The sequence below is a fragment of the Bradyrhizobium sp. UFLA05-153 genome (genome assembly GCF_054185185.1).
Genome location: NZ_JBBIAM010000015.1, coordinates 65087 through 89138, shown reverse-complemented (window position 1 = coordinate 89138; position 24052 = coordinate 65087). Strand labels below are relative to the sequence as shown.

Here is a 24052-nt window from a genome sequence, read left to right as displayed (position 1 = left end):
GAACGAGGAGGTCGGTGATGACCAAAGCCGTCCGCGTGCACCAGGTCGGGGGTCCCGAAGCCCTGGTCTATGAGAGCGTCGACGTGCCGGCGCCGGGACCGGGCGAGGTGCGTATCCGCCAGCACGCGGTTGGGTTGAACTTCATCGACGTCTATTTCCGCACCGGGCTCTACAAGGCCCCGGGACTTCCCTTCATCGCCGGCAACGAGGCGGCGGGCGAGGTGGTCTCCGTCGGGCCCGGCGTGACGAATTTCCACCCCGGCGACCGCGTCGCCTACTACCACAATCTCGGCGCCTACACCGGCGAGCGCAATATCCCCTGGGAGAAGCTGGTCAAGCTGCCCGACCACATCACCTACGAGCAGGGCGCGGTGCTGATGCTGAAGGGGCTCACCGTCTGGTATCTCCTGCACAAGACCTTCAAGGTCGAGCCGCATCATCGCGTGCTGATCCATGCCGCTGCCGGCGGCATCGGCCTGCTCGCCTGCCAATGGGCGAGGTCGCTCGGGGCGCATGTCATCGGCACCGTCGGCTCGCGTCAGAAGGCGGAGCTTGCCGAGGCCAATGGCTGCGACCACGTCATCCTCTACAACGAGGAGGATTTCGTCGCGCGCGTGAAGCAGATCAGCCGTAACGAGGGCTGCGATGTCGTCTATGACGGCGTCGGCAAGGCGACTTTCCCCGGCTCGCTGTCCTGCCTGAAGCCGCGCGGCATGTTCGTCTCCTTCGGCAATGCCTCAGGCCCCGTGCCGCCGTTTGCGATCGCCGAGCTCAACAATCACGGCTCGCTGTTTGCGACACGGCCCAAGCTCAACGACTATATCGGCAAGCGCTCGGAATTGCTGGAAGGCGCCGACACGCTGTTCGCCGCCGTGATCAGCGGCAAGCTGCACGTGCCGATCAACCACGCCTATGCGCTGAAGGATGCGGCGAAAGCGCATATCGATCTGGAGAGCCGTGCCACCACGGGCGCGTCGATCTTGAAGCCGTAGGGGCGTCGTCATTCCGGGTTCGATGCTTCGCATCGCCCCGGAATGACAAGTTTGTGGCTCTCACGCCACCCTTCGCGCTGCGCCGGCCTTGGTCAAAATCGCATCCAGGCAATCGATCATCTCGGCGATCTCCTCGCGCGTTACGTTGAGCGCCGGCATGAAGCGCAGTGTGTCGACCTGCGGCGCATTGAGGAGGACGCCCTCTTCGAATGCCTGCGCGACGATCGCAGATGCGATCGGCAGTTTCAGGTCGAGCGCCAGGAGCAGGCCGCGGCCGCGCACTTCGCCGAGGCCATGCCGCGCCGAGACCTTCTGCAGCTCGCTCTCGAGCAACAGGCCGGTGTCGGCGACGGCCTTCAAAAATCCCGGTTTGCCGATCTCGTCGAGCACGGCGAGCCCAGCTGCGCACATCACGGGGTTGCCGTTGAACGTGCCACCCTGATCGCCATGCTCGAAGCATGAGGCGTGCTCGGTCGCGAGCAGCGCGGCGAGCGGCACGCCGCCGCCGATGCCCTTGCCGAGCGTCATGATGTCCGGCGCAATCCCGGCATGCTCGTAATGGAAGAGCTTTCCAGTCCGGCCCATGCCGGTCTGGATCTCGTCGAAGATCAGCAACAGGCCATGGGCCTTGGTGAACGCGCGCAGGTCCTGCAGGAACTTGTCGGTCGCCGGCCACACGCCGGCCTCGCCCTGGATCGGCTCGACCATCACGGCCACCGTGTTCGCGGTGATGAGCGCTTCGACGGAGGCGATATCGTTAAGTGTCGCCTTCTTGAAGCCTGAGACTTTCGGCTCGAACAGTGGCTCAAAGGCCTTCTTGCCCGACGCTGACATGGTGGCGAGCGTGCGGCCGTGGAAGCCGCCCGCGAAGGTGATGATCTCGAACGCGCCGCCCTTGTGCACGCTGCCATATTTGCGCGCGAGCTTGATGGCGCCCTCATTGGCCTCCGCGCCGGAATTGGCGAAGAACACCTGGTCGAAGCAACTGTTCTCGACGAGCGCCTGCGCAAGCTTGAGGCTCGGCTCGTTGTAGAAGGCCGGGCTCGGCGTCAGCAGCCGCTTGGCCTGAGCCGCAAGCGCGTGGGCGACCGCCGGCGGCGAATGGCCGAGGCAGTTGACCGCCCATCCCTGCACGAAATCGAGATAGCGCTTGCGGCTGTCGTCCCAGAGGTAGGAGCCCGCGCCGCGGACGAACACGGCCTTCGGCCGCGCGGTGATGTCCATCAGCGCATCATACGGATGGGTAGCGTTGGTCATGTCAGACTCCTCTTGGGCAGGGACAATCTTCGGGAAAAAGACGCGCGAAAAAGCGAAGGCCGCACTTTGCGGGTGCGGCCTTCACGAAAACTCTGCTGATTTCAAATGTTCAGCGGCGTCGTCGGACATGGCGCAACCCATCATCGTCACGGGTGCGACGACGGAAAGCTGCGCGGCGATGGGTCCGAGAAGAGATCATGGGGCGCGGCCATACAGCCGAAGGGCAGGGCTTGTCAAGCCGGTTCGCGAGCAACGACGGCCCAATGCTGCGCCGGCTCTAGCTGAATCGCGGCGACTCCTCCGCGTCGTCATTGCCCCAATCGGCATCGGCGATCGACTTGTCGATCAGCTCGCCGCGCAGGAGCGCGAGTTGCGGTAGCGGACTACTTGATGCCCCAGCGCACGAACTCGTCGGCGACTCCGAACCAGATCGATTTCCCGGAAGCCGCATCGCTGTTGGCGCCGACGACGTCGCCCTTCTTGCGCTTGGCGATGCTGCGTCCGTAGAACGCAATCGCGAGGTTCGGATTGATCTTCAGCGCGGCATCAAAGCCACTGATGGCTGCATCGAGATCGCCGAGCTTCAGGTGGCAGAACGCTCGGTTGTCGAGTGCGAAGGCATCATCCGGGCTGGTTCGCAGCGCCTGGTCGCAATCTATAAGCGCCGCCTGCAATTGCCCGACGATCGCACGCAGCATGCAGCGCGCTCTGAACCCGTTGGGAACGGTCGGGTCGGCGTCGATCGCGCGATCGTAGTCCTCCAGCGCGCGGGCGTAGTCGCGCCGATCGAAATAGACATTGGCGCGACTGAAGTAGGCGTCTCCCGACGCCGGATCGAGCTTGATGGCCTGATTGTAGTCAGCGAACGCGTGGTCATAGTCTCGCTTGGCCAGATAGGAGTTGCCGCGAAAGCTGTAGAACGACGCTTCATCGGATTTGAGCCCGATCGCACGGTCGTAGTCGGCGAGTGCATGGTCGTGGTCGCCGAGGTCGGCATAGGCAACGCCGCGATAGAACCAGACGGCAAAGTCGTCCGCCTTGAGCTCGCCGGCGCGATTGAGATCGGCAATAGCTCGTTCCGGATCGCCGTTGCGCCGATAGGCGTGGCCGCGGTTGAGGAGGGCCACTTCATCCGATGGGTCGCGCTTGATCACCTCGCTGAAATCCGCGATCGCACGTTCATTGTCGCCCGAAAGGAGATAGGCGGTGGCGCGGCTGAGATAGGCTTTTGACGTGTCCTGCGGGGGTGGATTGGCTTGCAGGACGGCCGTGCAGCCTTCGATGCGCTCGTCGAAGCGGATCATTTCCTTTGTGAAGCACTGTTCGCGCAGCTCGGACGGTGAGGGCGTCTGCGCCTCCGTCGAGGTGGTAGCGGCGAGCGAGGGCACCAGCAGCGCGAGAACGGCCGCAAAAGCCCTGAGATCAGCCCAAAAGTCAGGTTTCATCGATCGCGTCCGCGCCGAACCATTTTCACGCCCGCGTGTTTGTACCAATCAGGCGCCGTTTGGTTCGAACCGGGCCGGCGACCTGCGCGACCAAGTAGACATCTTCATTCCGTCAGGCGCGCCCCCTTGTCCGATCCCTCCTATTGCATCGATGTCGACAGCATCCGCCGGGCCTTTCCACCCGGCACCGAGGTGCCAGCCCTGCTGCTGGATTTTGCAGGCTGGCTCGAGGGGCGCCCGTGGGGCAGCGTCGGCTGCTTCGATCTGCGCGGGCAGTTCGCCGATACCGCTCCGGTCTTCGACAGCAGCCCCTTGCGCGACAAGTTCGCTCTGTTCATGCGGCTACCGGACGGCTCGGCCGTCGGCGCCTGGTATGGCGAGGGCCTGGACAGAGCCGATCCGCCCATCGTCGGACTTGGATCGGAAGGCGAATACGACATTCTCGCGCCGTCGCTGCCACGGCTGATCGCCAAGCTCGCTCGCCAGGAGTTCCAGCGTACCTGGCATGATCTGGCGCCTCACGAAGAGGTGGAATGCGAGACCGTCGAGCTTGCGCAGTGGCTGGCAAGGCGACTTTCCGATGTCGGGCTGACGCCACTGGAAGAGGCGTTATCGGAGCTGCCTGACTTTCGCGGCTTTGTCGACAGATGGAGCAGGGAGCGCGAGACCTATTGGGCGAACCATCCCATGATGGCCGAGCTCGGCTGGCGCCTCGCTGCGCATCTGCCGAAAGGAAAAAATCCCTGGGACAAGACACGGTTCGAAGTCGCGATCGTCGGCGCGCAATATCAGGCGCGCGTCATGCGTGCCGGTCCGCAGTCGTTCAAGGAGGAGAAGGCGATCGAACCGTTGCTGCGTGAGTTGCGCGACGACATGCGCCGCGCGCAGCCGGAGCTCGGGCTTTGGTATTCGATGGATTTTGGCCTCTACGCCGACGGCCGCGTCATGCCGCGCTTCGACTATGACGAGCGCCCGACGATCGACGACGTCCCGGCGGAGCTGTCCGAGGCGAAAGCCGATCTCGCCCGTGCGCCGCGGCCGGAGCGCTGGGTGCCGACCTGGCTTGCTGCCGACTGACCTCGGCCCGAACGGCTCGCGACCATTAAGTCTTTGGTTAATATTCTCTTGCTATTCACTGTCCGCTTCGAATGGGGGGAGCGGATGAGATTCTTCGGGCGGCAGACGAGCCAGGATCGCGACGGCCAGATCTGGCAAGCAGTTTTCGAACGTTCGGTTGATGCGATCATGGTCCTGGCGGGACCCAAGATCATCGCCTGCAACGAGGCCGCGGTCAGATTTGGCGGCTATCGCAGCAAGGCCGATCTGTTGTCCCGGTCGCCGGCCGATATGGCTCCCGAATTCCAGGCGGATGGCCGCCGCTCGTCGGAGTGCGTCAAGGAGACGCTCGCGCGGGCGATGAAGGACGGCCACGCCCGCTTCGAATGGCTCACGCGCCGAGCGGATGGGCAGATGGTTCCGGTGCAGGTCACACTCGTTCCCGCGGAGATCGATGGCCAGCCCGTCGTCATCAGCTATCGGCGTGACTTATCGGAGCTGATTGCAGCGCGGGAAGAGAAGAAGCGCGCCATCGCCAAACTTGCCGGCGAATTCGAGGAAACCATCGGCTCCATTGCCAATGCCGTGTCGTCGGCTGCCAAGGACGTAGAGGTGACTGCGGGCTCGTTGAGCTCGACTGCCGAGAGCGCTGCGCAACGCGTTTCGACCGTCGCGGCCGCATCGGCCGAGGCGTCGACCAATGTTCAGTCGGTGGCCGGTGCGACCGAAGAACTGTCGAGCTCGGTTGCCGAGATCAACCGTCAGGTCACGACCTCGTCGAGCATTGCTGCCGAAGCGGTGGAGGCCTCCGCACGTACCAATGATCTCGTGAAGAGCCTGTCGGAGGCGGCAGCCAAGATCGGGGCGGTCACCGAGATGATCAATGCGATCGCAAGCCAGACCAATCTTCTGGCCTTGAACGCCACGATCGAGGCGGCGCGAGCCGGTGATGCCGGTCGCGGTTTCGCCGTCGTCGCTTCCGAGGTCAAGAGCCTGTCCAGCCAGACTGCCAAAGCCACCGAAGAGATCAGCGCACATATCAGCGCCATGCAACGTGCAACGGACGATACTGTTGCAGCCATCCAGGGAATTGGCGGGACGATCGGACAGATCAGCGATATCGGCAAATCGATTGCTATCGCCGTCGAGCAGCAGGGTCAGGCAACGCAGGAGATCGCGCGGTCCGTGAGCCAGGCGGCGGCAGGCACCAGCGGGGTCGCCGCAAACATCAATGCCGTCACGCGCACGATCGATGCCACGGGCACTGCTGCCAATGACATGCTCGGCGCTGCCGGTGAATTGTCACGGCATGCAGTTGCGTTGCGCGACAAGGTGGCCGGTTTCCTGAAGGACGTGCGCGCCGCGTAACGCGTCGCGCTCAGGTGAAGATCAGAATCCGGCGACGCTGCCGTGCAGATCGTAGGCACCGGCGCGCTCGATCTTGGCGGTGACGATCTCGCCGACCCGCAACGGGCGGCGGCTCGAGAGATACACCGCGCCGTCGATCTCCGGCGCATCCGACTTGGAGCGGCCCTTGGCAACGGTCGGGCCGACCTCGTCGATAATGACCTGCTGCCGGGTGCCGACCTTGCGCTTGAGCCTGCGCGCGGAGATCTTCTGCTGGCGCGCCATCAACGCGTTGTAGCGCTCCTGCTTCACCTCATCCGGCACGGCGCCGGGCAGAGCGTTGGAGGTGGCGCCCGCGACCGGCTCGTATTTGAAGCAGCCGACGCGATCGATCTCGGCTTCATCAAGCCAGTCGAGCAGATAGGCGAAGTCCGCATCGGTCTCGCCGGGGAAGCCGACGATGAAGGTCGAGCGCAAAGCGAGATCGGGACATTCCTCGCGCCAGCGCTTGATCCGCGCCAGCGTCTTGTCCTGCGCCGCCGGTCGCTTCATCGCTTTGAGGACTTCGGGGCTCGCGTGCTGGAAGGGAATGTCGAGATAGGGCAGCACCTTGCCCTCGGTCATCAGCGCGATGACCTCGTCGACATGCGGGTAGGGGTAGACATATTGCAGCCGGACCCAGGCCCCTAGCTCGCCGAGCTCGCGCGCGAGATCGAGGAATCTGGCGCGGACCTGGCGTTCCTTCCACGGGCTCTCGGCATATTTGACGTCGACGCCATAGGCCGAGGTGTCCTGCGAGATGACGAGCAGCTCCTTGACGCCGGCGCCGACCAGCCGCTCGGCCTCGCGCAGCACATCGTTGGCGGGGCGCGACACCAAATCGCCGCGCAGCTTCGGGATGATGCAGAAGGTGCAGCGGTTGTTGCAGCCCTCGGAGATCTTCAAATAGGCGTAGTGGCGCGGCGTCAGCTTGATGCCCTGCGGCGGCACCAGGTCGAGATGCGGATTGTGCGCCGGCGGCAGCGCCCGGTGTACGGCGTCGAGCACGGATTCGTATTGCTGCGGTCCCGTAATCGAGAGCACGCCGGGATAGGCCTGCTCGATCTGCTCGGGCTCGGCGCCCATGCAGCCGGTCACGATCACCTTGCCGTTCTCGGCCATGGCCTCGCCGATCGCCGAGAGCGATTCCTGTTTGGCGCTGTCGAGGAAGCCACAGGTGTTAACGATGACGATATCCGCCCCGTCATGCTTGCGGGCAAGCTCGTAGCCCTCGGCGCGCAGCCGCGTGATGATGCGCTCGGAATCCACCAATGCCTTGGGACACCCGAGCGAAACGAAGCTGACCTTCGGCGCAGCCGTCTGATCCATACCTAAATCTGCCTGATTGACCGCTTGCAGCTAGTCCTAATTGCCCACAATTACAACCCTTTGCATGGGGCGCCGGCGTGCTATGGATGCGTCGCCGGGGGTGAGTTGAGCGATGAGCGCCGAACAGTCGCCTAAAATTGTGATTGTCGACGAAAGCCCGATCCGGGCCGCGATCCTCGAGGAGGGGTTGCGGGAGGCGGGCTTCACCCAGGTCGTGCATATCAGCGAAATGCAGAGCCTCCTGGCGCGCATCTATGCCGTCGACCCCGATATCATCCTGATCGATCTGGAAAACCCCAGCCGCGACGTCCTGGAACAGATGTTCCAGGTGAGCCGCGCCGTGCGCCGGCCGATCGCGATGTTCGTCGACCAGAGTGATTCGGCCTCGATCCAGGCCTCCGTGGAGGCGGGGGTATCCGCCTACATCGTCGACGGGCTGAAGAAAGAGCGCATCAAGCCGATCCTCGACCTCTGCGTGTCCCGCTTCAACGCCTTCGCGAAACTCCAGGAGGAGCTGGAGCGCACCAAATCGCAGCTCGAGGACCGCAAGATCATCGAGCGCGCCAAGGGCATCTTGATGCGGGTGAAGGGCCTGACCGAAGACGAGGCCTACGTGCTGATGCGCTCCACCGCGATGCGCGAGAAGAAGAAGATCGGCGAGATTGCCCAGTCGATCATCACCGCGTCGGAGATGCTGAAATGACCGGACCACTCCGCATCGGGTTCATCCCGCTGGTCGATGCCGCCGCGCTGATCGTTGCCGTCGACAAGGGGTTTACCGCGGCCGAAGGGCTCGAGGTCGAGCTGGTACGCGAGGTCTCCTGGTCCAACGTCCGCGACAAGCTCAATATCGGCCTGTTCGATGCTGCGCATCTGCTCGCGCCCGTCGCGATCGCGTCTTCACTCGGGCTCGGCCACGTCAAGGTCCCGATCGCGGCACCATTCAACCTCGGCATCAACGGCAACGCCATCACGGTCTCGCCGCCGCTCCACGCTGCACTGATGGAGGAGATCGATGGCGACCGCTTCGATCCGATGGCGACCGCCAAAGCACTCTCGCGCGTGGTGGCGAAACGGCGCAAGGCGGGAGCTGAGCCGCTGACCTTCGGCATGACCTTCCCGTTCTCGACGCACAACTACCAGCTCCGGTTCTGGATGGCGGCGGCCGGCGTCGATCCCGACGAGGACGTGCGCCTCGTGGTGCTGCCGCCACCCTACATGGTCGACAGCCTCGCCAACGGCCATGTTGATGCGTTCTGCGTCGGCGCGCCCTGGAATTCGGTCGCCGTCGATCTCGGCGTCGGCCATATCCTGCATTTCGTCTCCGACATCCTGGTCCGTGCCGCGGAGAAGGTGTTGGCCATGCGCCAGGCCTGGGTGGAGAAGAATCCGGACGTCGTGGCCGCGCTGGTGCGTGCCGCGGAGAAGGCCGCAGCTTTCATCGAGCATCCCGACAACCGCGACGAGACCGCGCGCATCCTGGCGCAGCCGGAGCGGATCGGCGTCGATGCCGAAGTGATTCAGCGCACCCTGGGTGGCCGCCTGAAGATCTCGCCCGACGGCACGCTGCGTGAGAGCGGCCGCTATCTCCTGGTCGGCCGCGAAGGGGCAGGGCGGCCGGAGCCTGTCCAGGCTGCCTGGCTCTATGCGCAAATGGTGCGCTGGGGGCAGACCGCACTCAGCGAGGCGGCGCTGCGGACCGCCATGGGTGTGTTCCGGCCCGACCTCTATGACGCCGCGGTGGGGCAAAGCGGGGGCGGCAAGGACGTTGCCGGCGAGCCGTTTGGCGCCTTCGACGGAGCGGCTTTCGATCCCCAGGATCTGGCCGGTTATCTTGCCTCCTTCGAGGTTGCGCACCGCACCCGTTAGGCGCTGCCTACATAATGGGCGGCTCGATTCGAAGACTAAACTTTGGGCCATTGCTGCCCGATGCGGCATGAATACTGATCCATTTCATGCGCTGCACATAACACTAAGCTACTGATTTCACATAAATCCTGGATTTATGCTGCGTTGGCACACTCCTTGAATAGGGGAGAGCAAGCCGACCGGCGTGGAAGCTGGCGGCCTCAAGTCCATGATGGATTTCCGCAGCAACGAGGCTGATCGGATCGCCCCGGGTTCCGGCCAGGCCGCGTGTGCCTGAAATCGTGCTCCCAGCGATCAACGTCGTTTCAACCCGTTGTGGCCGCCCCGCGCGGCGCTGGAGCTTCGATATGGATTACGCAAAACCCTCCGACGTTGTGGCCTCGATGGTCGATGCCAGCCTGAAGAAGCTGGCGCTCGGCCCGCGCGACCTCCTGATCCGCGGTGCGATTTCCGGCGCGCTTCTCGGCGCCGCCACCAGCCTCGCGTTCGGCGCCGCCGTCACCACCGGCCAGCCGCTGGTCGGCGCTATCATCTTCCCTGTCGGCTTCGTGATGATCGTGCTGCTCGGGCTCGAACTCGTCACCGGCAGCTTCGCGCTGCTGCCGCTCGCGCCGCTCGAAGGCAAGTCGAGCTCGGGCGCGGTGATCTCCAACTGGTCGTGGGTATTCCTCGGCAATCTCCTCGGCAGCATCCTGTTCGGCGGGCTGCTCGCGATCGCGCTGACCAACATGGGCACGGCCGCGCCGACCGGCGTCGCCGCGCGCATCATTGCGATCGCCGAAGCCAAGACCGTCGCCAACGAAGCGCTCGGCACCGCCGGCATGATCAGCGTCTTCGTCAAGGCGATCCTCTGTAACTGGCTGGTCTGCATGGGCGTCGTGATGGCGATGACCTCGACCTCGACGGTCGGCAAGATCGTCGCCGCGTGGCTGCCGATCACGACCTTCTTCGCGCAGGGCTTTGAGCACGCGGTGGTCAACATGTTCGTCATGCCGACCGGCATGCTGATGGGCGCGAAGGTCAGCGTCTACCAGTGGTGGGTGTGGAATCAGATCCCGGTCACGCTGGGCAACATTCTGGGCGGCTTCCTGTTCACGGGACTGGCGCTCTACGCAACGTACAAGCCCGCGAAGCCGGCAGCCGAAGTGGCGCAGGTCGCGGTTCAGCCAGCAGAGTAGGTCCAGTCACTCCATGAAACTCGACACAGCACCCACGGCCGACTTCTCCGACGAGCAGAAGCGCTATCTCGAAGGCTTCATGTCCGGCCTCCAGGTCGGACGTGTGGGCCGCGCCTTTGTCGCTGGTGGCGCGCCTGCCACCGCGGGCGCAGCGCCCTCGGAGCCGACGGGGCCCGATGCCGCCGCCATTAAGGCGCAGGACAAGCTCACTGCGGCAGGCAAGAAGCTCGCCGACCAGGAGAAGTTCAAGCGCGAGCTGCACCCTTTCGACGGCTACGAGCGGCTGAAGGATCAGGCGCGCAACAACGCAAATCCGACGCCGGCGGACAATTTCCGCTGGCGCTATTACGGCATCTTCTGGGTCGCGCCGGCGCAGACATCCTACATGGCGCGGCTGCGCATTCCGAACGGCATCCTGAAGCACTGGCAGATGTCGGGCCTTGCCGATCTGGCTGAAGCTTACGGCGGCGGCTACACCCATGTGACCACGCGCGCTAATTTCCAGATCCGCGAGATCGAGCCGAAGAACGCCGTCGCGCTCATCGAAGGCATCCAGGACATCGGCCTCTGCTCGCGTGGCTCGGGCGCGGACAACATCCGCAACGTCACGGGCACGCCGACCGCCGGCATCGATCCGCAAGAGTTGCTCGACACGCGTCCTTTCGCGCGCGAATGGCACTATCACATCCTCAACGACCGCTCGCTCTACGGTCTGCCGCGCAAGTTCAACGTCGCGTTCGACGGTGCGGGGCGCGTCGCGGTGCTGGAGGAGACCAACGACATCGCGTTCTCCGCGGTCGAGGTAAAGGGCGGCTTTGGCGTCGACGCGGGCGTCTGGTTCCGGCTCGGCATCGGCGGCATCACCGGCCACAGGGATTTCGCAAAATATTCTGACATCGTCGTTCGTCCCGAGGAGGCCACCGCCGTTGCTGACGCAATTGTCCGCGTCTTCATCGAACATGGCGACCGCACCAACCGCACCAAGGCGCGGCTGAAATACGTGCTCGACAACATGGGGCACGATCAGTTTCTCAAGCTCGTCGAGGAACGGCTGAAGAAGCCCTTCGCGCGCGTGCCGGCGGATGCGATTGCACCGCGCCCGAGCTTCGACCGCATGGCCCATATCGGCGTGCACAAGCAGAAGCAGGCCGGACTCAACTGGGTCGGCGTCGCGCTGCCGGTCGGCAAGCTCACCTGCGAGCAGATGCGCGGTATCGCGAAGATCGCGCAGGATCTCGGTGACGGCGACATCCGCCTGACCGTCTGGCAGAACTTCTTGATCTCGGGCGTGCGCGACGAGAATGTGGCACTGGTGACCGCGGCCGTCGAGAAGCTCGGCCTCGCCACGCAGGTCTCGCAAGTCCGCGCCGGCCTGATCGCCTGCACCGGCAATGCCGGCTGCAAGTTCGCGGCCTGCGACACCAAGCGCCACGCGGCCGCGATCGGTGACTGGTGCGATGAGCGTGTGACGCTGGACACGCCGCTCAACATCCACCTGACCGGCTGCCATCACTCCTGCGCGCAACACTACATCTCCGACATCGGCCTGATCGCGGCCAAGGTGCCGGGCGCGACGGTGGAGGACACGGTCGAAGGCTATCACCTCTTCACCGGTGGCGGCTTCGGCCCCGATGCCGATATCGGGCATGAGGTCTATCACGACGTGAAGGCCGAGGACGCGCCCAGGCTCGTCGAGGGTCTCTTGAAGGCCTATCTCGCCAACCGCGCCTCGCCGGAAGAAACGTTCCTCACCTTCTCACGTCGCCATGACGGCGAAGCCCTGCGCAAACTTGCCGGAGCGGAAGCAACAGCATGACCCAGATGCCTGTCCCACCGAAACTGGAGATCATCCCGCCGAACGCGCCCTTCAGCGAAGGGCAGCGGCTGTGGCTGAATGGATTTCTCGTGGGCATGTTCGGCCTCGACGGCTCGACGCCGCTGTCGCCCGCCGAAAACGGTGCGGTGCTCGCGCCGCAGGGCGATGGCGATGACGGCGAGGCGCCCTGGCACGATCCGGCGATGCCGATCGGCGATCGCATGAAGCTTGCGGAAGGGCGTCCGCTCCGTCGCCGCATGATGGCGGCGATGGCGCAGCAGGACTGTGGCCAGTGCGGCTACAACTGCGCCGACTATTCCGACGCCATCGCCAAGAAAAGCGAAGCCCGCCTCAACCTCTGCGCTCCCGGCGGCAAGGAGACGGCGCGGATGCTGAAGCAGCTCTTCGAGGAGCTCGACAAGGCGCCGGCAGCGAAGCCCGCCGAGGGCGCGGCCGCACCGGCAGCCGCCGCACCGGCCGTATCAGAGGTGAAGGGCGAGCCCGGCCGCGTCCGTGAAAATCCGGCTGAAGCCGTGTTCCTGTCGCGGCGCCTTCTCAACAAGCAGGGCTCCGAGAAGGAGACCTATCACATCGAGTTCGATCTCTCCGAGAGCAAGCTCGACTACGTCGTCGGTGATTCCTTCGGCGTGTTCGCGCGCAACGATCTCGGCCTCGTCGACCAGATCATCGCGCTGCTCGGCGCCTCCCATACCACCCAGGTCAACGGCAAGACGCTGCGCGAGGCGCTGGTTGAGGACGTCTCGCTGTCGCCGGCGCCGGACAAGCTGTTCGAGCTGCTTTCCTTCATCACCGGCGGTGCGCAGCGCGAGAAGGCGCGGGCGCTGGCGCAGGGCGAGGATCCCGATGGCGATGCAGCAACGCTTGACGTCATGGCGGCGCTGCAAAAGTTCTCCGGCTGCCGTCCGCATCCCGAAGCCTTCGTCGAGGCGCTCGAGCCCCTGCAGCCGCGGCTCTACTCGATCTCGTCCTCGCACAATGCGACGCCCGGAAAGTTGTCGCTGACGGTTGATTCCGTGCGCTACGTCATCGGCAAGCGCAAGCGCCTCGGCGTCGCCTCGACCTTCCTCGGCGAGCGTATCACCGAGGGCGAGAAGCTGAAGGTCTATGTGCAGAAAGCGCACGGCTTTGCGCTGCCGCAGGATCCGAAGACGCCGATCATCATGGTCGGTCCCGGCACCGGCGTTGCGCCGTTCCGCGCCTTCCTGCTCGACCGCAAGGCGACCGGCGCGCCCGGCAAGAACTGGCTGTTCTTCGGCCATCAGCGCAGCGACTGCGATTTCTTCTACCGCGACGAGCTCAACGCGCTGAAGACCTCGGGCCTGCTGACCCGCCTCTCGCTCGCCTGGTCGCGCGACGGCGAGAAGAAGTTTTACGTGCAGGATCGCATGCGTGAACTCGGCCGCGAGGTGTGGACGTGGCTGGCCGAAGGTGCGCATCTCTACATCTGTGGTGATGCCAAGCGCATGGCCAAGGACGTCGAGCGTGCGCTGGTCGACATCGTTGCGCAATTCGGCGCACGTTCCACGGACGAGGCCGTGAGCTTCGTGGCCGATCTCAAAAAGAAGGGCAGGTTCCAGGCGGACGTGTATTAGCGCACGGGAACCGGTTCCATTGGCTTAAAGGTTGAGCGAATAAGATTCTCGGAACCCGGGGATGAAGAGAATTTCCCTCTGCAATGGCGGTTCTGAAGAGAACCGCCGTCGCTATTTCCGCCACCATCTTGTCCGTCGCCGCAATTGATCCTTCATATCTCCCCAAATGGGGCGTTGGAGATCGACCATGCGCGAACTATCGGCGGAAGCGAGGCTGCACTTCTACGCGCGCTCGCTCTCGCGGCGGACCGGGGCGAGCATGCACCATGTTGCGCTCTACAGTGCGTTTGCGGTCATCGCGGCCATCGTCTTCGGCACGCTGTCGGTGCACCCGTTCTGAGAATTCGTAAGGTGGGTTAGCCGAAGGCGTAACCCACCACTTCTCTCTTCGCGGAAAGCAAAAGAGGTGGGTTACGCTTCGCTAACCCACCCTACAACCATTCCTCACGCGGCGCGCTTGAACGGCGCCACCGCAATCCCCGCATCCTTCAACGCCTGACGCAGATTGCGCGCGATATCCACCGCGCCTTGCGTGTCGCCGTGGATGCACACCGTATCCATCCGCATCTTGATGACCTTGCCGGTGACCGAGACCACGGCGCCGTCCTGCACCATGCGCACGACGCGATCCGCGATCCCTTTGGCATCGTGCAGCACCGCGCCGGGCTTCTTGCGTGAGACCAGATTGCCGTCGTCCTCATAGGCGCGGTCGGCGAACACCTCATGCACCATCGGCAGGTTGGCGTCCTCGCCGGCCTTCACCAGTTTTGAATTGGCGAGCACCACAAAGATCAGCGAGGGGTCGACGGCCTTGATGCCGGCCGCGATCGCTCTTGCGGTCATGTCGTCCTCGCAGGCGACGTTGGAGAGCGCGCCATGCGCCTTCACATGCGTGACCTTGTGGCCGGCCGCGGTCGCGATCGCCTGGAGCGCGCCGATCTGGTAGGCGACGAGGTTTTCGATCTCGGAGGATTTCAGGCCGACGATCGGATGCCGGCCAAAACCGTGCAGGTCGCGATACCCGGGATGCGCGCCGATCGAGACGCCGCGCGCCTTCGCCAATTCAACCGTGCGCCGCATGATGTCGGGGTCGCCGGCATGGAAGCCGCAGGCAACGTTGACCGAGGTCGCAAGCTCGAGCATCGCGGCATCGTTGCCCATCTCCCAGGCGCCAAATCCTTCACCGAGGTCGCAGTTGAGATCGATCGTCGTCATGGTGCTCTCCGCCTCTGGTTCTTCCGACTATTCCTGATGACCCTCATGGTGAAGAGCGCGGAACGCGCGTCTCGAACCATGAGCCCGATCACGGCCTTCATCCTTCGAGACGCCCGCGTCCCCCGGGCTCCTCAGGATGAGGGGATAGAGTGTCTACGGCTCTGCCGGAGTTTGCCAAGTCGCGGCATCGACGGCGTTCACCGCGTGGCCCGCGACGTTAGCATCATGCAGCGCCTCGATGTTGAGCTCCACGGTGTCGGCCGCGCGCAAGCGGTCGGGCAGGCCGCGCAGGAGCTGCGCGAATTTCCGCGCCTCATCCTGCGCTTCCGCCATGCTGATCGCCGTGAAGCGGAACGCCGTACCGGCCGAGGTCTGGGCGAGGCGGCCGAGATCGGCGGAGATGACGGTTGCGATCTTCGGATAGCCGCCGCTGGTGCCGCGGTCCATCATCAGGACGATCGGCGCGCCATTGCCGGGCACCTGGATGCTGCCGTTGACCGTGCCGTCGGAAACGATGTTGTGGCCGTGGAGATGTTTGATCACGGGGCCTTCGAGGCGATAGCCCATACGGTCCGAGGTGGCCGAGATCTTCCAGTCGCTCGACAGGAACAGCGTCTTGTTGGCGTCATCGAACTCGTCGTCCTGCGGCCCCAGCACGACGCGGATCGGACCGCTCGGCGGCTTCGGCAATTCGATCCTCTGCTCAGGCCCGCCGGTTGCGGCCGCGACGCTGAACTCGTCGCCGGCCTGGAGCGGGCGCGGGTAGGGGCTGCCGAGCCCGGCACGGGCGTTCACCGCAAGGCTGCCGAACACCGGCTCGCCCCGGATAGCCCCTTCGATGGCGAGATAGCTGAACGCACCGCCGCGGGCGAAGCCGAGCGTCAGCGTCTCGCCATCCCTGAGCGTCACCGAGGTCTCGTTCGCCACCGGCTTGCCGGCGATATCGGCATTGCGCGGCGCGCCCGCGATCGCGACCCGCACCGCGCCGTCGCGCGCGGTGAAGGAGGCGCCGAACGGGCCGATCTCGACAACGGCCGCAAACAGCTCGTTGCCGACGAGGCAGTTGGCGGTTGCCAGCGCCAGCCGGTCCATCGCGCCGCTCGGCGTGAGGCCATAGCGCTGCGAGCCCGGCCGTCCGCCGTCCTGGACGGAGCTGGCCGGCCCGATGCTGGCGACAATGAGCCGGCTCATGACTCCGTCAGCTCCGCAATGATCTTACCTGCTTCGGCGGCGCGGTCCTGCTCCGCAAAGGTTTCGTGGTCGACGGCAAAAAACGTCACGCGATCACCGGGTTCGGTGAGGAAGGTGGGATTCCGGTGGAGCTGATAGGTCCGCACGGGGGTGCGCCCCAAGAGGTGCCAGCCGCTGGGACCTGCGAGGCACTGCACGCCGGTCTGCACGCCGCCGATCGCGATCGTTCCGGCGGGGGTCAAGAGCCGCGGATTCTGTCGCCGCGACATGTGCAGCGATTTCTCCAGGCCGCTGAGATAGGACCAGCCTGGGGTGAAGCCGATCATGGCGACGCGATAGTCGCCGGCGACATGGCGGGCGACGATGTCGTCGGGCGTGGTGTTCAGCGTCTTGGCGACATCCTCGAGATCGATGCCGTGCTCGCCGCCATAGGCGACGGGAATGCGCCATCGGCGCGCCTTTGCCGTGGGCGGTTGCGGCTGGCTTGCCAGCGCGAGCAGCTTGTCGCCCAGCGCATCGAAGCCGATCCGGCCCGGATCGTAGTGCACCAGCAGCGAGCGATAGGTCGGCACCGCCTCGATGACGCCCTCGATGCCGGATTCGGTGAGCGCCCGATCGAGCGCCAGCACGCGCTGGTTGGCGGCATCGTCGATGGTTCGGCTGAACTCGACCGTGACGGCACTGTCGCCACTGGGCAAAAGGCGGGGCGGGGCAAGAGTCGGAGCAAGGGTCGCGGCCATGAGCTGTCGAAATCGGCCTCTTGGAGGTCGCAGGAGACTCCCTTGGTTCCCGCTTCCCTTTGCTTCGCGTAAATGCGCCCGCAAGTCCAATAAATTAATGCAAGGGTGTCTGATAAAGCCTTGTTATCGCATCGCATAACAGCCCTGCGCTGCTTCGCCTTGGCCCTTGACGGCAGGCCCGCGCCTCGCAAGATGCGCAGCTTCTTTCCCGCCCATCCGGAGCTCGTTGTCGTCCATGTCGCTATCCCCCGAAGCCCGCAAGACCCTCGCCGGCATCACCACCGCCACCATCACCACGGTCCTCCTGAAGAAGGGCCTGCGCAATGTCTGGATGCGCGGCGCGCGTCCGCTGCGCCCGGGATTGCCGCGGCTGGTCGGCCCAGCGTTCACGCTGCGCTTCGTGCCAGCGCGCGAGGATCTGGCGACACCGGAATCCTGGTCTTCGCCGATCTCGACCCGCACCGCGATCGAGGCGATGCCTGAGGGCTGTATCGCCGTGGTCGACGCCATGGGTATCACCGATGCCGGCATTTTCGGCGACATCCTTTGCGCGCGCATGGTCAAGCGCGGCGTCACCGCACTCGTCACCGACGGCGTCGTGCGTGACGTCGAGGGGGTGCTCGGCACCAATCTCCCGGTGTGGTGCGACGGCTATGCCGCGCCGCCGTCGGTCGCGGGCCTGACCTTCGTCGGCTGGGGCGAGCCGGTCGGCTGCGGCGGCGTTGCGGTATTTCCCAACGACATCGTCGTCGCCGACCAGGACGGCTGCGTTCTGATCCCGCAAGCGATGCTCGAGCACGTGCTCAATGAGGGCGTCGAGCAGGAGCGGATGGAAGCCTGGATCGTCAACGAGGTGAACAACGGCGCCGTGCTTCCGGGTCTCTATCCCATGAACGCCGAGACCAAGGCGCGCTACGCCGCGAGCAAGAAGTAACGAGAAACGAAGCGAGGTACCCCATGGAGATCCACGTCGCAGGCACGCGGCCGACCCGCCGCGCGCCCAAGGAGAACTTCACCGGCACGGTGTTGCAGGACCCCGTCATCATGGCACCCGCGCCGGCGCGGCTGAACTGCTCTCGCGTGTCATTCGAGCCGGGCGCGCGCACCAACTGGCATCACCACCCGCTCGGGCAGACGCTCTACGTCATCTCCGGCGTCGGCCGCGTCCAGGCCAAGGGTGGCCCGATCCGCGAGATCCGTCCGGGCGATACAGTCTGGATTCCGCCGGGGGAATTGCATTGGCACGGTGCGTCGCCCACCAACGGCATGACCCACATCGCCATGCAGGAAGCGCTCGACGGCGTCTACTCGACCTGGATGGAGCCGGTCACGGACGCGGAATATTCGGCGCCGGTCGGCTAGCAACTCGCTCTCATGTCCCGGACAGGACGCATCGCCTCGTGGCGATGCGTCGCGCCCGCGTCGCAGCACTTCAGGCAGCACGACGAATTCACAGGACATCGCGGCCCGCGTCGGTGATCCGGTATTCGACCTCGCCTGAAACCAGTGGCTCGGTCTCAACGAGTCCGAATTCGACAAGTCGGGCGACGATTTCGTGGTCGAACAGCGGCGGGCTTATCCAGGCTTCGGAGGCCAGCCGTCTCAGGAAATCGCGTTCGGTCGCGGTAAGGTCCATCAGAAAAAATCTCGCCACCCGAGATCAAGGCGGCAGGGGTGTCCCGGTTCCGGCGAACGATTTCTAGATGTGCCCGAAAGCGCTCCAGAGCCCGATTGCGATGGGCAAGAGGGCAGCGCACGACCACAGCGCGGATGCACTGGAGCTTAGGGCGGCAACAAGGATCCAGACGCCGAAGCACACGATGAAACCCGAAATCGCATAGGCGAGCACTTTTTCCATGAGCAAACGTTCCATGAGCAAACGCAAGCTGCTGGGAAGGATATCGCTCTCACGGTGACATGCGTCATTTCGCGACGCGCGCTTCCTCCTTCTTGCTCACGTGCCAGATCACGACGTGGTAGTGCGGCACGCCCACTCCAGGATGACCTGGATTGAAGTAGATGTTGACGTGGTCAACTGCTCCGGCGAAGCCCGGCGCCTCCAACGACTTGTGATCGTCGATATCCTGGATGGGCACCATATACAGGCTCGCCACCAGGCGATCCCTGCGATCAAAGCATAGGAAAGGCCCAAGCGGCAGAGTCTCGGGTTTGACAAAGAGGATGCCCAGGCCGGGAAAGAACTTCGGGAAGTTCACGAGGTCGCTGACGCGCTTGTATCCCTTCTTTTCGGCGATCCTCCGCTGATTTGGCTGTAAGGGAACGACGTAGAGCCTTCTGTGTGTTTCCGGGCGAGTATGTGGTTTGCGGTCTGCGCGAGTTACCTCCTTGGCTTTCCCGGTGTTGGCTTTCCTGGCGTTGTCGGTTGATGGCACCGTGGTTGGAGCGAGCGTCTGAGGGGCCGGCTGCTCGAATGGAAAGAGTTGCGCGGCCGCCCCCTTCACGTCAGCGGTCAACGCAAGCAACGCGACCAAGGTTGCGGTCACCACTGAATTGCGCATCAAGACCTCCCAGTGTGCTTGGGTCATCGGCCCTGCTGGCGTTCTCGCCACCGCATAAAGTCCTGGAATAATTGTTCGCGGTTCGGCGGATTGCTGATCGGCTGTTGCTCGAGGAAACGACCGAACGCCTTGCGAAGCGCGGCTTCTCCGCCGGATTGCTGCTGGAGCCAGCGCTCCGCAGGTTGAAATTGCCTCCAACCAGGAAGCAGCGCGGCTAGGTTCACCTCTCGCCACTTGGGGTGATGACCGTCGCCCAGAAATTCAGGAAATCGCGAGAACAGAGTCTGCACGAACAGTTCCAGGAGCGGAAACCGCTCGCTGCGCGGTGGCCAGTTGTAAGCGAAAAGCGCGCATTTGATCGCGATGGTGTCGACGCTGTCAGGGACGTCGATGATCTCTGGGTAATCTTCGTGGCTGAGCGTCGATGGCAGATAATCATGCTCCAGCATCGCCTTCGAGTAGGGGATGGACAGGAAGTGAAGGCCGTCGCCTTGGGCGTAGCGGGCCAGGAAGCTGACTGGCTTGCCCGACACCAGCAAGGTGGCGGAGATCTGCCCCTTCCGCATTCCCTCCAGTGCTGCGTCCAGAGCAAGGTTAGATTCGCTGACCTTCACCTCCAGATGATTGAGCAACTCGCGGCCAAGGACAGCGCCAGCACTGCCTTCTTCGCCGAGATTGACCCGCTTTCCCACAAGATCCGAAACGCTATTGATCTCGGATCGCGCGAGGAGATGGAACTCTTCGACAAACAACGGGGTGATGTAGACAAGCTTGTTGCCGGTATCTCCGACTGTTCCTGACGCTCGGAGACGATTGGCCAGCAGGACGGGAGCGATCGCCATGTCGGCACCCGCCAGGCTGAGTATGTCGATGAGGTTGCGACTGCCACCATTTCCCACAATTGGCAGCACCCGCAATGCGACTTCGCCGTGAGGGCCGGTCTCCTGCCCGCTGGCCAGCGTCGTCGCAATGTCCTGAGCTATGGCGAACTCGGTGCTCTGTGCCGCACCGGTTACAAATCCTGTCGTGTGCGGGTCAGATCTTGCAGCTTCCTTCCGAGGTGCACTTTCTTTCCGCGGAGACGTCTTCGCCGCGTCGCTGGGGGAAACGGATGGCCGGGCTTGCGCGAGGGACGTCTGGACCTGTCCGCCGAGCCAGGCCGCTGCAATGAATGCGGTGAACAAACCGGCCCGCACAGCTCCGCAGACCCTCATTGTTCAAACCTGTTCGCACGCCCGCTTTGGCGCGCTCTTGTCCAGCCGGCAAATCTCACTCGGCCCATCCGTCGCACGACAGGCTGGAATGGGGTTTGACTGAGCTTTCCAACGCATCGAACGGAGCGACGTTCCCTGGGATGCCTGCCACCATTGATGAGCCGCGACTCGATTGCCTGCGTGGGCAAGCGTCGCCATGCCTAGTGTCTTTCCGCCGTCCACATGCCCGTGGACATGATGCCGCGCCCGTGCGGCGCAACGTGACAAGGTGCCGCCTTCGTGGCCTGCTGCTTGCGACCCGAAAGGCACGTCGCGGAGGACGAAAGGATGCCTGAATCCGACAAGGTGTTTGCCGGCTCGGTGCCGGAAAATTACGACCGCAATATGGTCCCGCTGATATTCCAGAGCTATGCCGACGACATGGCGCGCCGCGTCGCCGCGCGCGGACCAATGGCCGTGCTGGAAACGGCGGCGGGAAGCGGAGTGGTCACACGCGCCGTCGCAGCCGTCCTGCCGCGGGATGCGACCTACGTGGTGACCGATCTCAATCAACCGATGCTCGACCATGCAAGGCTTCGGCAGGGCGCCGATGCGCGCGTGAGCTGGCGCCAGGCCGACGCGCAGGTCCTCCCATTCCTCGACGGCTCGTTCGACGTCGTATGTTGCCAGTTCGGCGCGATGTTCTTCCCGGATCGCGTCAAGGCCTACCAGGAGGCGCGCCGCGTGCTGAGGCCGCGCGGGGTTTTCATCTTCAATGTCTGGGACAGGATCGAGGACAATATCTTTGCTAAAGATGTCACCGACGCGCTGGCCGAGTTGTTCCCGGACGATCCACCGCGCTTCCTCGCACGCACGCCGCACGGTTATCACGATACCGCCCTGATCCGCCGCGATTTGCAGGATGCAGGATTTTCAGAGGTGGCAGTTCAAACACGGTCCGATGAAAGCCGGGCCATCTCGGCGCAGCATGTCGCGATGAGCTACTGTCAGGGCACGCCGCTCCGCAACGAGATCGAGGCGAGACGCCCCGACGCGCTGGAGGCTGCTACTGCCCACGCGGCAAGGAAAATTGCCGCACGGCATGGCGAGGGCGAGATTTCCGCAAAAATCCAGGCGCATGTGATCGAGGCGAAGCCCTAGACGGGCGTGAACTAGTTCACGCGCGTCCAGGTCTGGCCGCCGCAGAACATGCCGCCGAAGGCGCAGCCCTGCACACGCAGGCGGTCGGTGCCGCGCATGGCGATGGTGGAATCGTAGGTCGAGCCGGTGTTGGGATCGACGATCCGGCCGGTCCATTTCTGGCCCTGGGCCGGCTTCATGTTGATCAGGATCTGCTCGCCGTTCTGGTCCGACTTGGCATCGACCGAGTAGCCGCAGAGATTGTTGCCGCACTGCTCGATACGGACCTTGCCTTCCTTCTCCTCGGTGAGCCAGACGCCGAGCGGCGAATTGAGGTCACGCGTGGGCGCGGGCGCTGCCGCCGGAGCCGCCGCCTGAACGGGAGGCGGAGCGGGCGTCGGCGGCGGGGGCGGAGCTGGGGGTGCAGACGGAGCAACCGCGACGGCGGCTGGCGGAGCCGGCGGCGGTGTCACCGCGGGAGTAGCGTCCTGCTGAGCCGGGGCGGGCGGCGGAGCCGGCGGAGGCGCGACGGCGGTTGCGGCCGGCGCGTTGTTGGCGGTCGTGGTCGGCGGCGGTGCGGGCGGGGCAGGTGGCGCCGGAGGCGGCGCGGCTGCGGCGGGCGTCTGCTCGACTGCCGGAGGTGGCGTCACGGGAGCCGGCGCGGGCGCGGGATTGGCTGGCGGCTGCGGATCGACCTTGGCCTGCTGCGGCGGCTGGGTGTCGGTCTTGGTCGCGTTCTTCGTGTCGTTCTTGGCCTTCTTCGACTTGCCCTGGCCGGTGTTGTCGTAGACCCCGGGGATCTGCACCGTGCCGCGGTCAGGGTCGATGCGGATGGTGCGGCCGCCATACTCGAAGGTGTATTGCGCTTGCGCGGCCGTGCTCGCCAAAAGAAATGCGGCCATCGCCAATAGCTTTTTCATTGCAATCTCCCGAGCAGGTGGTCGTCCCCGTATCCACGCCTACGCCCCGGCCCCGAGACGAAACGTGATCCAGATCACTTTCAAGCTATGAGTCGTGCTCCCTTCGATCTTGGTTCAATGCGCGCCAACTCGGTCCAAGGTTTGACCGACGGGCAGCCAAAATGCGGACTATTGCGACAGGAGCATGATCCGGACCCGAAGGGCGCGAGCGCAAAGTGCGAAGCGGTATTCCCTCGCGACGAACGCGAAGCGCGTTTGCGCGGAGATCATGCTCAAACAATAATCTAAAGCGCGATGACGACTCATCCCAATCTCATCGCGCTTTAGGTCCGGGCTTAAGAAGCGCGCGCTAATCGAACCAGGCGCCATAAATTTTCTGGTAGCTGCCGTCCTCCATGGAGACGTGCAGCCACTGGTCGACGAAGGCCTTCAGCGCAACGTCGCGCTGGAGCCAGTAGGCTTTCTCCGAGAAATCGAACGGCTTGTCCGGATGCACCGCGCAGAGCACGCCCTGATGCTGCTTCTGCTGATAGCGCGTCTCGGAGGCGTCGGTCATCATCAGGTCCGCATTGCCCTTGGCGATCTCGTCGAAGATCGCGGTGTTGTCCGGGAAGACGGTGATGTCGGCGTCCTTGATGTGCGCCCGCGCAAAGCGCTCATTGGTGCCGCCGGGATTGACGATGACGCGCGTGCCTTTCTTGTCGATGTCGGCGAGCGTCTGGTACTTGGCGACGTCAGCGCAGCGCGAGATCGGGGTCTTGCCCTCGCGCATGATCGGCGTGGAGAACAGGCCCTTCTTCTGGCGGTCGAGGGTGATTGAGACGCCGCCCATCGCGATGTCGAACTGATCGGTCTCAAAATCCTTCATCAGCTTTGGCCAGGCGGTCTGGACGTACTCGACCTTGACGCCGAGCGCCTTGCCTAGCGCCTCGGCCATATCGACGTCGAAGCCGCTGAATTTCTGCGTTGTCTTGTCGAGAGAGGTGAATGGCCGGTAGTCGCCGGTCATGCCGATGCGCAAGGTGCCGCGCTTGATGATCTCATCGAGGCGGGAAGGGGACGTCGTCTCCTGCGCATGGGCCGCAAAGCTCACCACCACCGCCGCGGCCAGGGCCGCCAGTCGTCGCACGATCATCTCTTTCCCACCCTCGCATCAGCTGTCATGTTGCTCCAGAACCTGCGGATTTAGACCA

24 protein-coding genes are annotated in these 24052 nt (G+C 64.3%); 12 read left to right on the top strand and 12 right to left on the bottom strand.

Translation table 11 applies throughout. The features are described 5' to 3' along the window. The first annotated feature begins 17 nt into the window (after nt 1-17). Nucleotides 18-992 carry a quinone oxidoreductase family protein gene (locus tag Q2941_RS11915; RefSeq protein WP_027523406.1) on the top strand — a complete coding sequence of 325 codons (975 nt, stop codon included), beginning with the start codon at nt 18-20 and terminating at the stop codon, nt 990-992. 60 nt (nt 993-1052) lie between these two features. Here the strand turns inward: Q2941_RS11915 and Q2941_RS11910 are convergent, their stop codons facing one another. Then, complete coding sequence (locus tag Q2941_RS11910) at nt 1053-2249, bottom strand: acetylornithine transaminase (protein WP_254112459.1); 1197 nt, start codon at nt 2247-2249, stop codon at nt 1053-1055. Nucleotides 2250-2632: 383 nt separating this feature from the next. Next, nucleotides 2633-3694 carry a tetratricopeptide repeat protein gene (locus Q2941_RS11905; protein WP_458192584.1) on the bottom strand — a complete coding sequence of 354 codons (1062 nt, stop codon included), beginning with the start codon at nt 3692-3694 and terminating at the stop codon, nt 2633-2635. A 126-nt stretch (nt 3695-3820) separates the two neighbouring features. On the opposite strand from Q2941_RS11905, the gene Q2941_RS11900 reads away from it, so the two are divergent. Beyond that, nucleotides 3821-4771 (top strand): hypothetical protein, encoded by a 951-nt coding sequence (locus Q2941_RS11900; protein WP_458192583.1) that lies wholly within the window; start codon nt 3821-3823, stop codon nt 4769-4771. A gap of 84 nt (nt 4772-4855) precedes the next feature. After that, nucleotides 4856-6118, top strand: a complete 1263-nt coding sequence (locus tag Q2941_RS11895) for a methyl-accepting chemotaxis protein (RefSeq protein WP_254112457.1) — start codon at nt 4856-4858, stop codon at nt 6116-6118. A 21-nt stretch (nt 6119-6139) separates the two neighbouring features. Here Q2941_RS11895 and rimO read toward each other — a convergent pair whose 3' ends face one another. Beyond that, nucleotides 6140-7465, bottom strand: coding sequence for a 30S ribosomal protein S12 methylthiotransferase RimO (gene rimO / locus Q2941_RS11890; RefSeq protein ID WP_458192582.1), 1326 nt, complete (start codon nt 7463-7465; stop codon nt 6140-6142). Nucleotides 7466-7577: 112 nt separating this feature from the next. Between rimO and Q2941_RS11885 the strand changes: the two genes are divergently transcribed. From Q2941_RS11885 to Q2941_RS11860, 6 genes are all read left to right on the top strand, one after another. Next, entirely contained in the window at nt 7578-8168 is a 591-nt protein-coding gene (locus tag Q2941_RS11885; protein WP_027523399.1) for an ANTAR domain-containing response regulator, read from the top strand. Next, on the top strand, nt 8165-9334 hold the full coding sequence (locus Q2941_RS11880; RefSeq protein ID WP_458192581.1) for a CmpA/NrtA family ABC transporter substrate-binding protein: 1170 nt from the start codon (nt 8165-8167) through the stop codon (nt 9332-9334). The genes Q2941_RS11885 and Q2941_RS11880 overlap by 4 nt, the downstream gene beginning before the upstream one ends. A gap of 347 nt (nt 9335-9681) precedes the next feature. Beyond that, nucleotides 9682-10512 carry a formate/nitrite transporter family protein gene (locus Q2941_RS11875; RefSeq protein ID WP_458192580.1) on the top strand — a complete coding sequence of 277 codons (831 nt, stop codon included), beginning with the start codon at nt 9682-9684 and terminating at the stop codon, nt 10510-10512. Nucleotides 10513-10525: 13 nt separating this feature from the next. Further along, nucleotides 10526-12328, top strand: coding sequence for a NirA family protein (locus Q2941_RS11870; protein ID WP_458192579.1), 1803 nt, complete (start codon nt 10526-10528; stop codon nt 12326-12328). Then, entirely contained in the window at nt 12325-13941 is a 1617-nt protein-coding gene (locus Q2941_RS11865; protein ID WP_458192578.1) for a sulfite reductase subunit alpha, read from the top strand. Before Q2941_RS11870 ends, Q2941_RS11865 begins: the two co-directional genes overlap by 4 nt. Before the next feature lie 187 nt (nt 13942-14128). Continuing rightward, on the top strand, nt 14129-14281 hold the full coding sequence (locus Q2941_RS11860) for a hypothetical protein (protein WP_167561251.1): 153 nt from the start codon (nt 14129-14131) through the stop codon (nt 14279-14281). Between the two features lie 104 nt (nt 14282-14385). On the opposite strand, the gene Q2941_RS11855 is transcribed toward Q2941_RS11860, so the two are convergent. The 3 genes from Q2941_RS11855 to pxpB form a co-directional block, all read right to left on the bottom strand. After that, entirely contained in the window at nt 14386-15156 is a 771-nt protein-coding gene (locus Q2941_RS11855) for a LamB/YcsF family protein (protein WP_027523395.1), read from the bottom strand. A gap of 153 nt (nt 15157-15309) precedes the next feature. Further along, complete coding sequence (locus Q2941_RS11850) at nt 15310-16347, bottom strand: 5-oxoprolinase subunit C family protein (protein ID WP_027523394.1); 1038 nt, start codon at nt 16345-16347, stop codon at nt 15310-15312. Beyond that, nucleotides 16344-17087, bottom strand: a complete 744-nt coding sequence (gene pxpB, locus Q2941_RS11845; protein ID WP_254112452.1) for a 5-oxoprolinase subunit PxpB — start codon at nt 17085-17087, stop codon at nt 16344-16346. Before pxpB ends, Q2941_RS11850 begins: the two co-directional genes overlap by 4 nt. 235 nt (nt 17088-17322) lie before the next feature. Here pxpB and Q2941_RS11840 point away from each other — a divergent pair, with 235 nt between their 5' ends. Together Q2941_RS11840 and Q2941_RS11835 are read left to right on the top strand one after the other, a co-directional pair. Beyond that, nucleotides 17323-18021, top strand: coding sequence for a ribonuclease activity regulator RraA (locus Q2941_RS11840; RefSeq protein ID WP_254112451.1), 699 nt, complete (start codon nt 17323-17325; stop codon nt 18019-18021). Nucleotides 18022-18044: 23 nt separating this feature from the next. Further along, a complete protein-coding gene (locus Q2941_RS11835) occupies nt 18045-18449 on the top strand; it encodes a (R)-mandelonitrile lyase (RefSeq protein ID WP_027523391.1) in 405 nt (134 codons plus the stop codon). A gap of 88 nt (nt 18450-18537) precedes the next feature. On the opposite strand, the gene Q2941_RS11830 is transcribed toward Q2941_RS11835, so the two are convergent. From Q2941_RS11830 to Q2941_RS11815, 4 genes are all read right to left on the bottom strand, one after another. Continuing rightward, nucleotides 18538-18723 carry a hypothetical protein gene (locus Q2941_RS11830; protein ID WP_027523390.1) on the bottom strand — a complete coding sequence of 62 codons (186 nt, stop codon included), beginning with the start codon at nt 18721-18723 and terminating at the stop codon, nt 18538-18540. A 63-nt stretch (nt 18724-18786) separates the two neighbouring features. Continuing rightward, entirely contained in the window at nt 18787-18945 is a 159-nt protein-coding gene (locus tag Q2941_RS11825) for a hypothetical protein (protein ID WP_458192577.1), read from the bottom strand. Nucleotides 18946-19009: 64 nt separating this feature from the next. Continuing rightward, complete coding sequence (locus tag Q2941_RS11820) at nt 19010-19606, bottom strand: hypothetical protein (RefSeq protein ID WP_027523389.1); 597 nt, start codon at nt 19604-19606, stop codon at nt 19010-19012. Nucleotides 19607-19629: 23 nt separating this feature from the next. Continuing rightward, a complete protein-coding gene (locus Q2941_RS11815) occupies nt 19630-20790 on the bottom strand; it encodes a TAXI family TRAP transporter solute-binding subunit (protein WP_245288030.1) in 1161 nt (386 codons plus the stop codon). A gap of 357 nt (nt 20791-21147) precedes the next feature. Between Q2941_RS11815 and Q2941_RS11810 the strand changes: the two genes are divergently transcribed. Then, a complete protein-coding gene (locus Q2941_RS11810; RefSeq protein WP_458192576.1) occupies nt 21148-21960 on the top strand; it encodes a class I SAM-dependent methyltransferase in 813 nt (270 codons plus the stop codon). An 11-nt stretch (nt 21961-21971) separates the two neighbouring features. Here Q2941_RS11810 and Q2941_RS11805 read toward each other — a convergent pair whose 3' ends face one another. Together Q2941_RS11805 and Q2941_RS11800 are read right to left on the bottom strand one after the other, a co-directional pair. After that, nucleotides 21972-22859, bottom strand: coding sequence for a DUF2147 domain-containing protein (locus Q2941_RS11805; protein ID WP_254112446.1), 888 nt, complete (start codon nt 22857-22859; stop codon nt 21972-21974). 349 nt (nt 22860-23208) lie between these two features. Then, nucleotides 23209-23994, bottom strand: a complete 786-nt coding sequence (locus Q2941_RS11800; protein ID WP_027523385.1) for a transporter substrate-binding domain-containing protein — start codon at nt 23992-23994, stop codon at nt 23209-23211. Between the last annotated feature and the right edge of the window lie 58 nt (nt 23995-24052).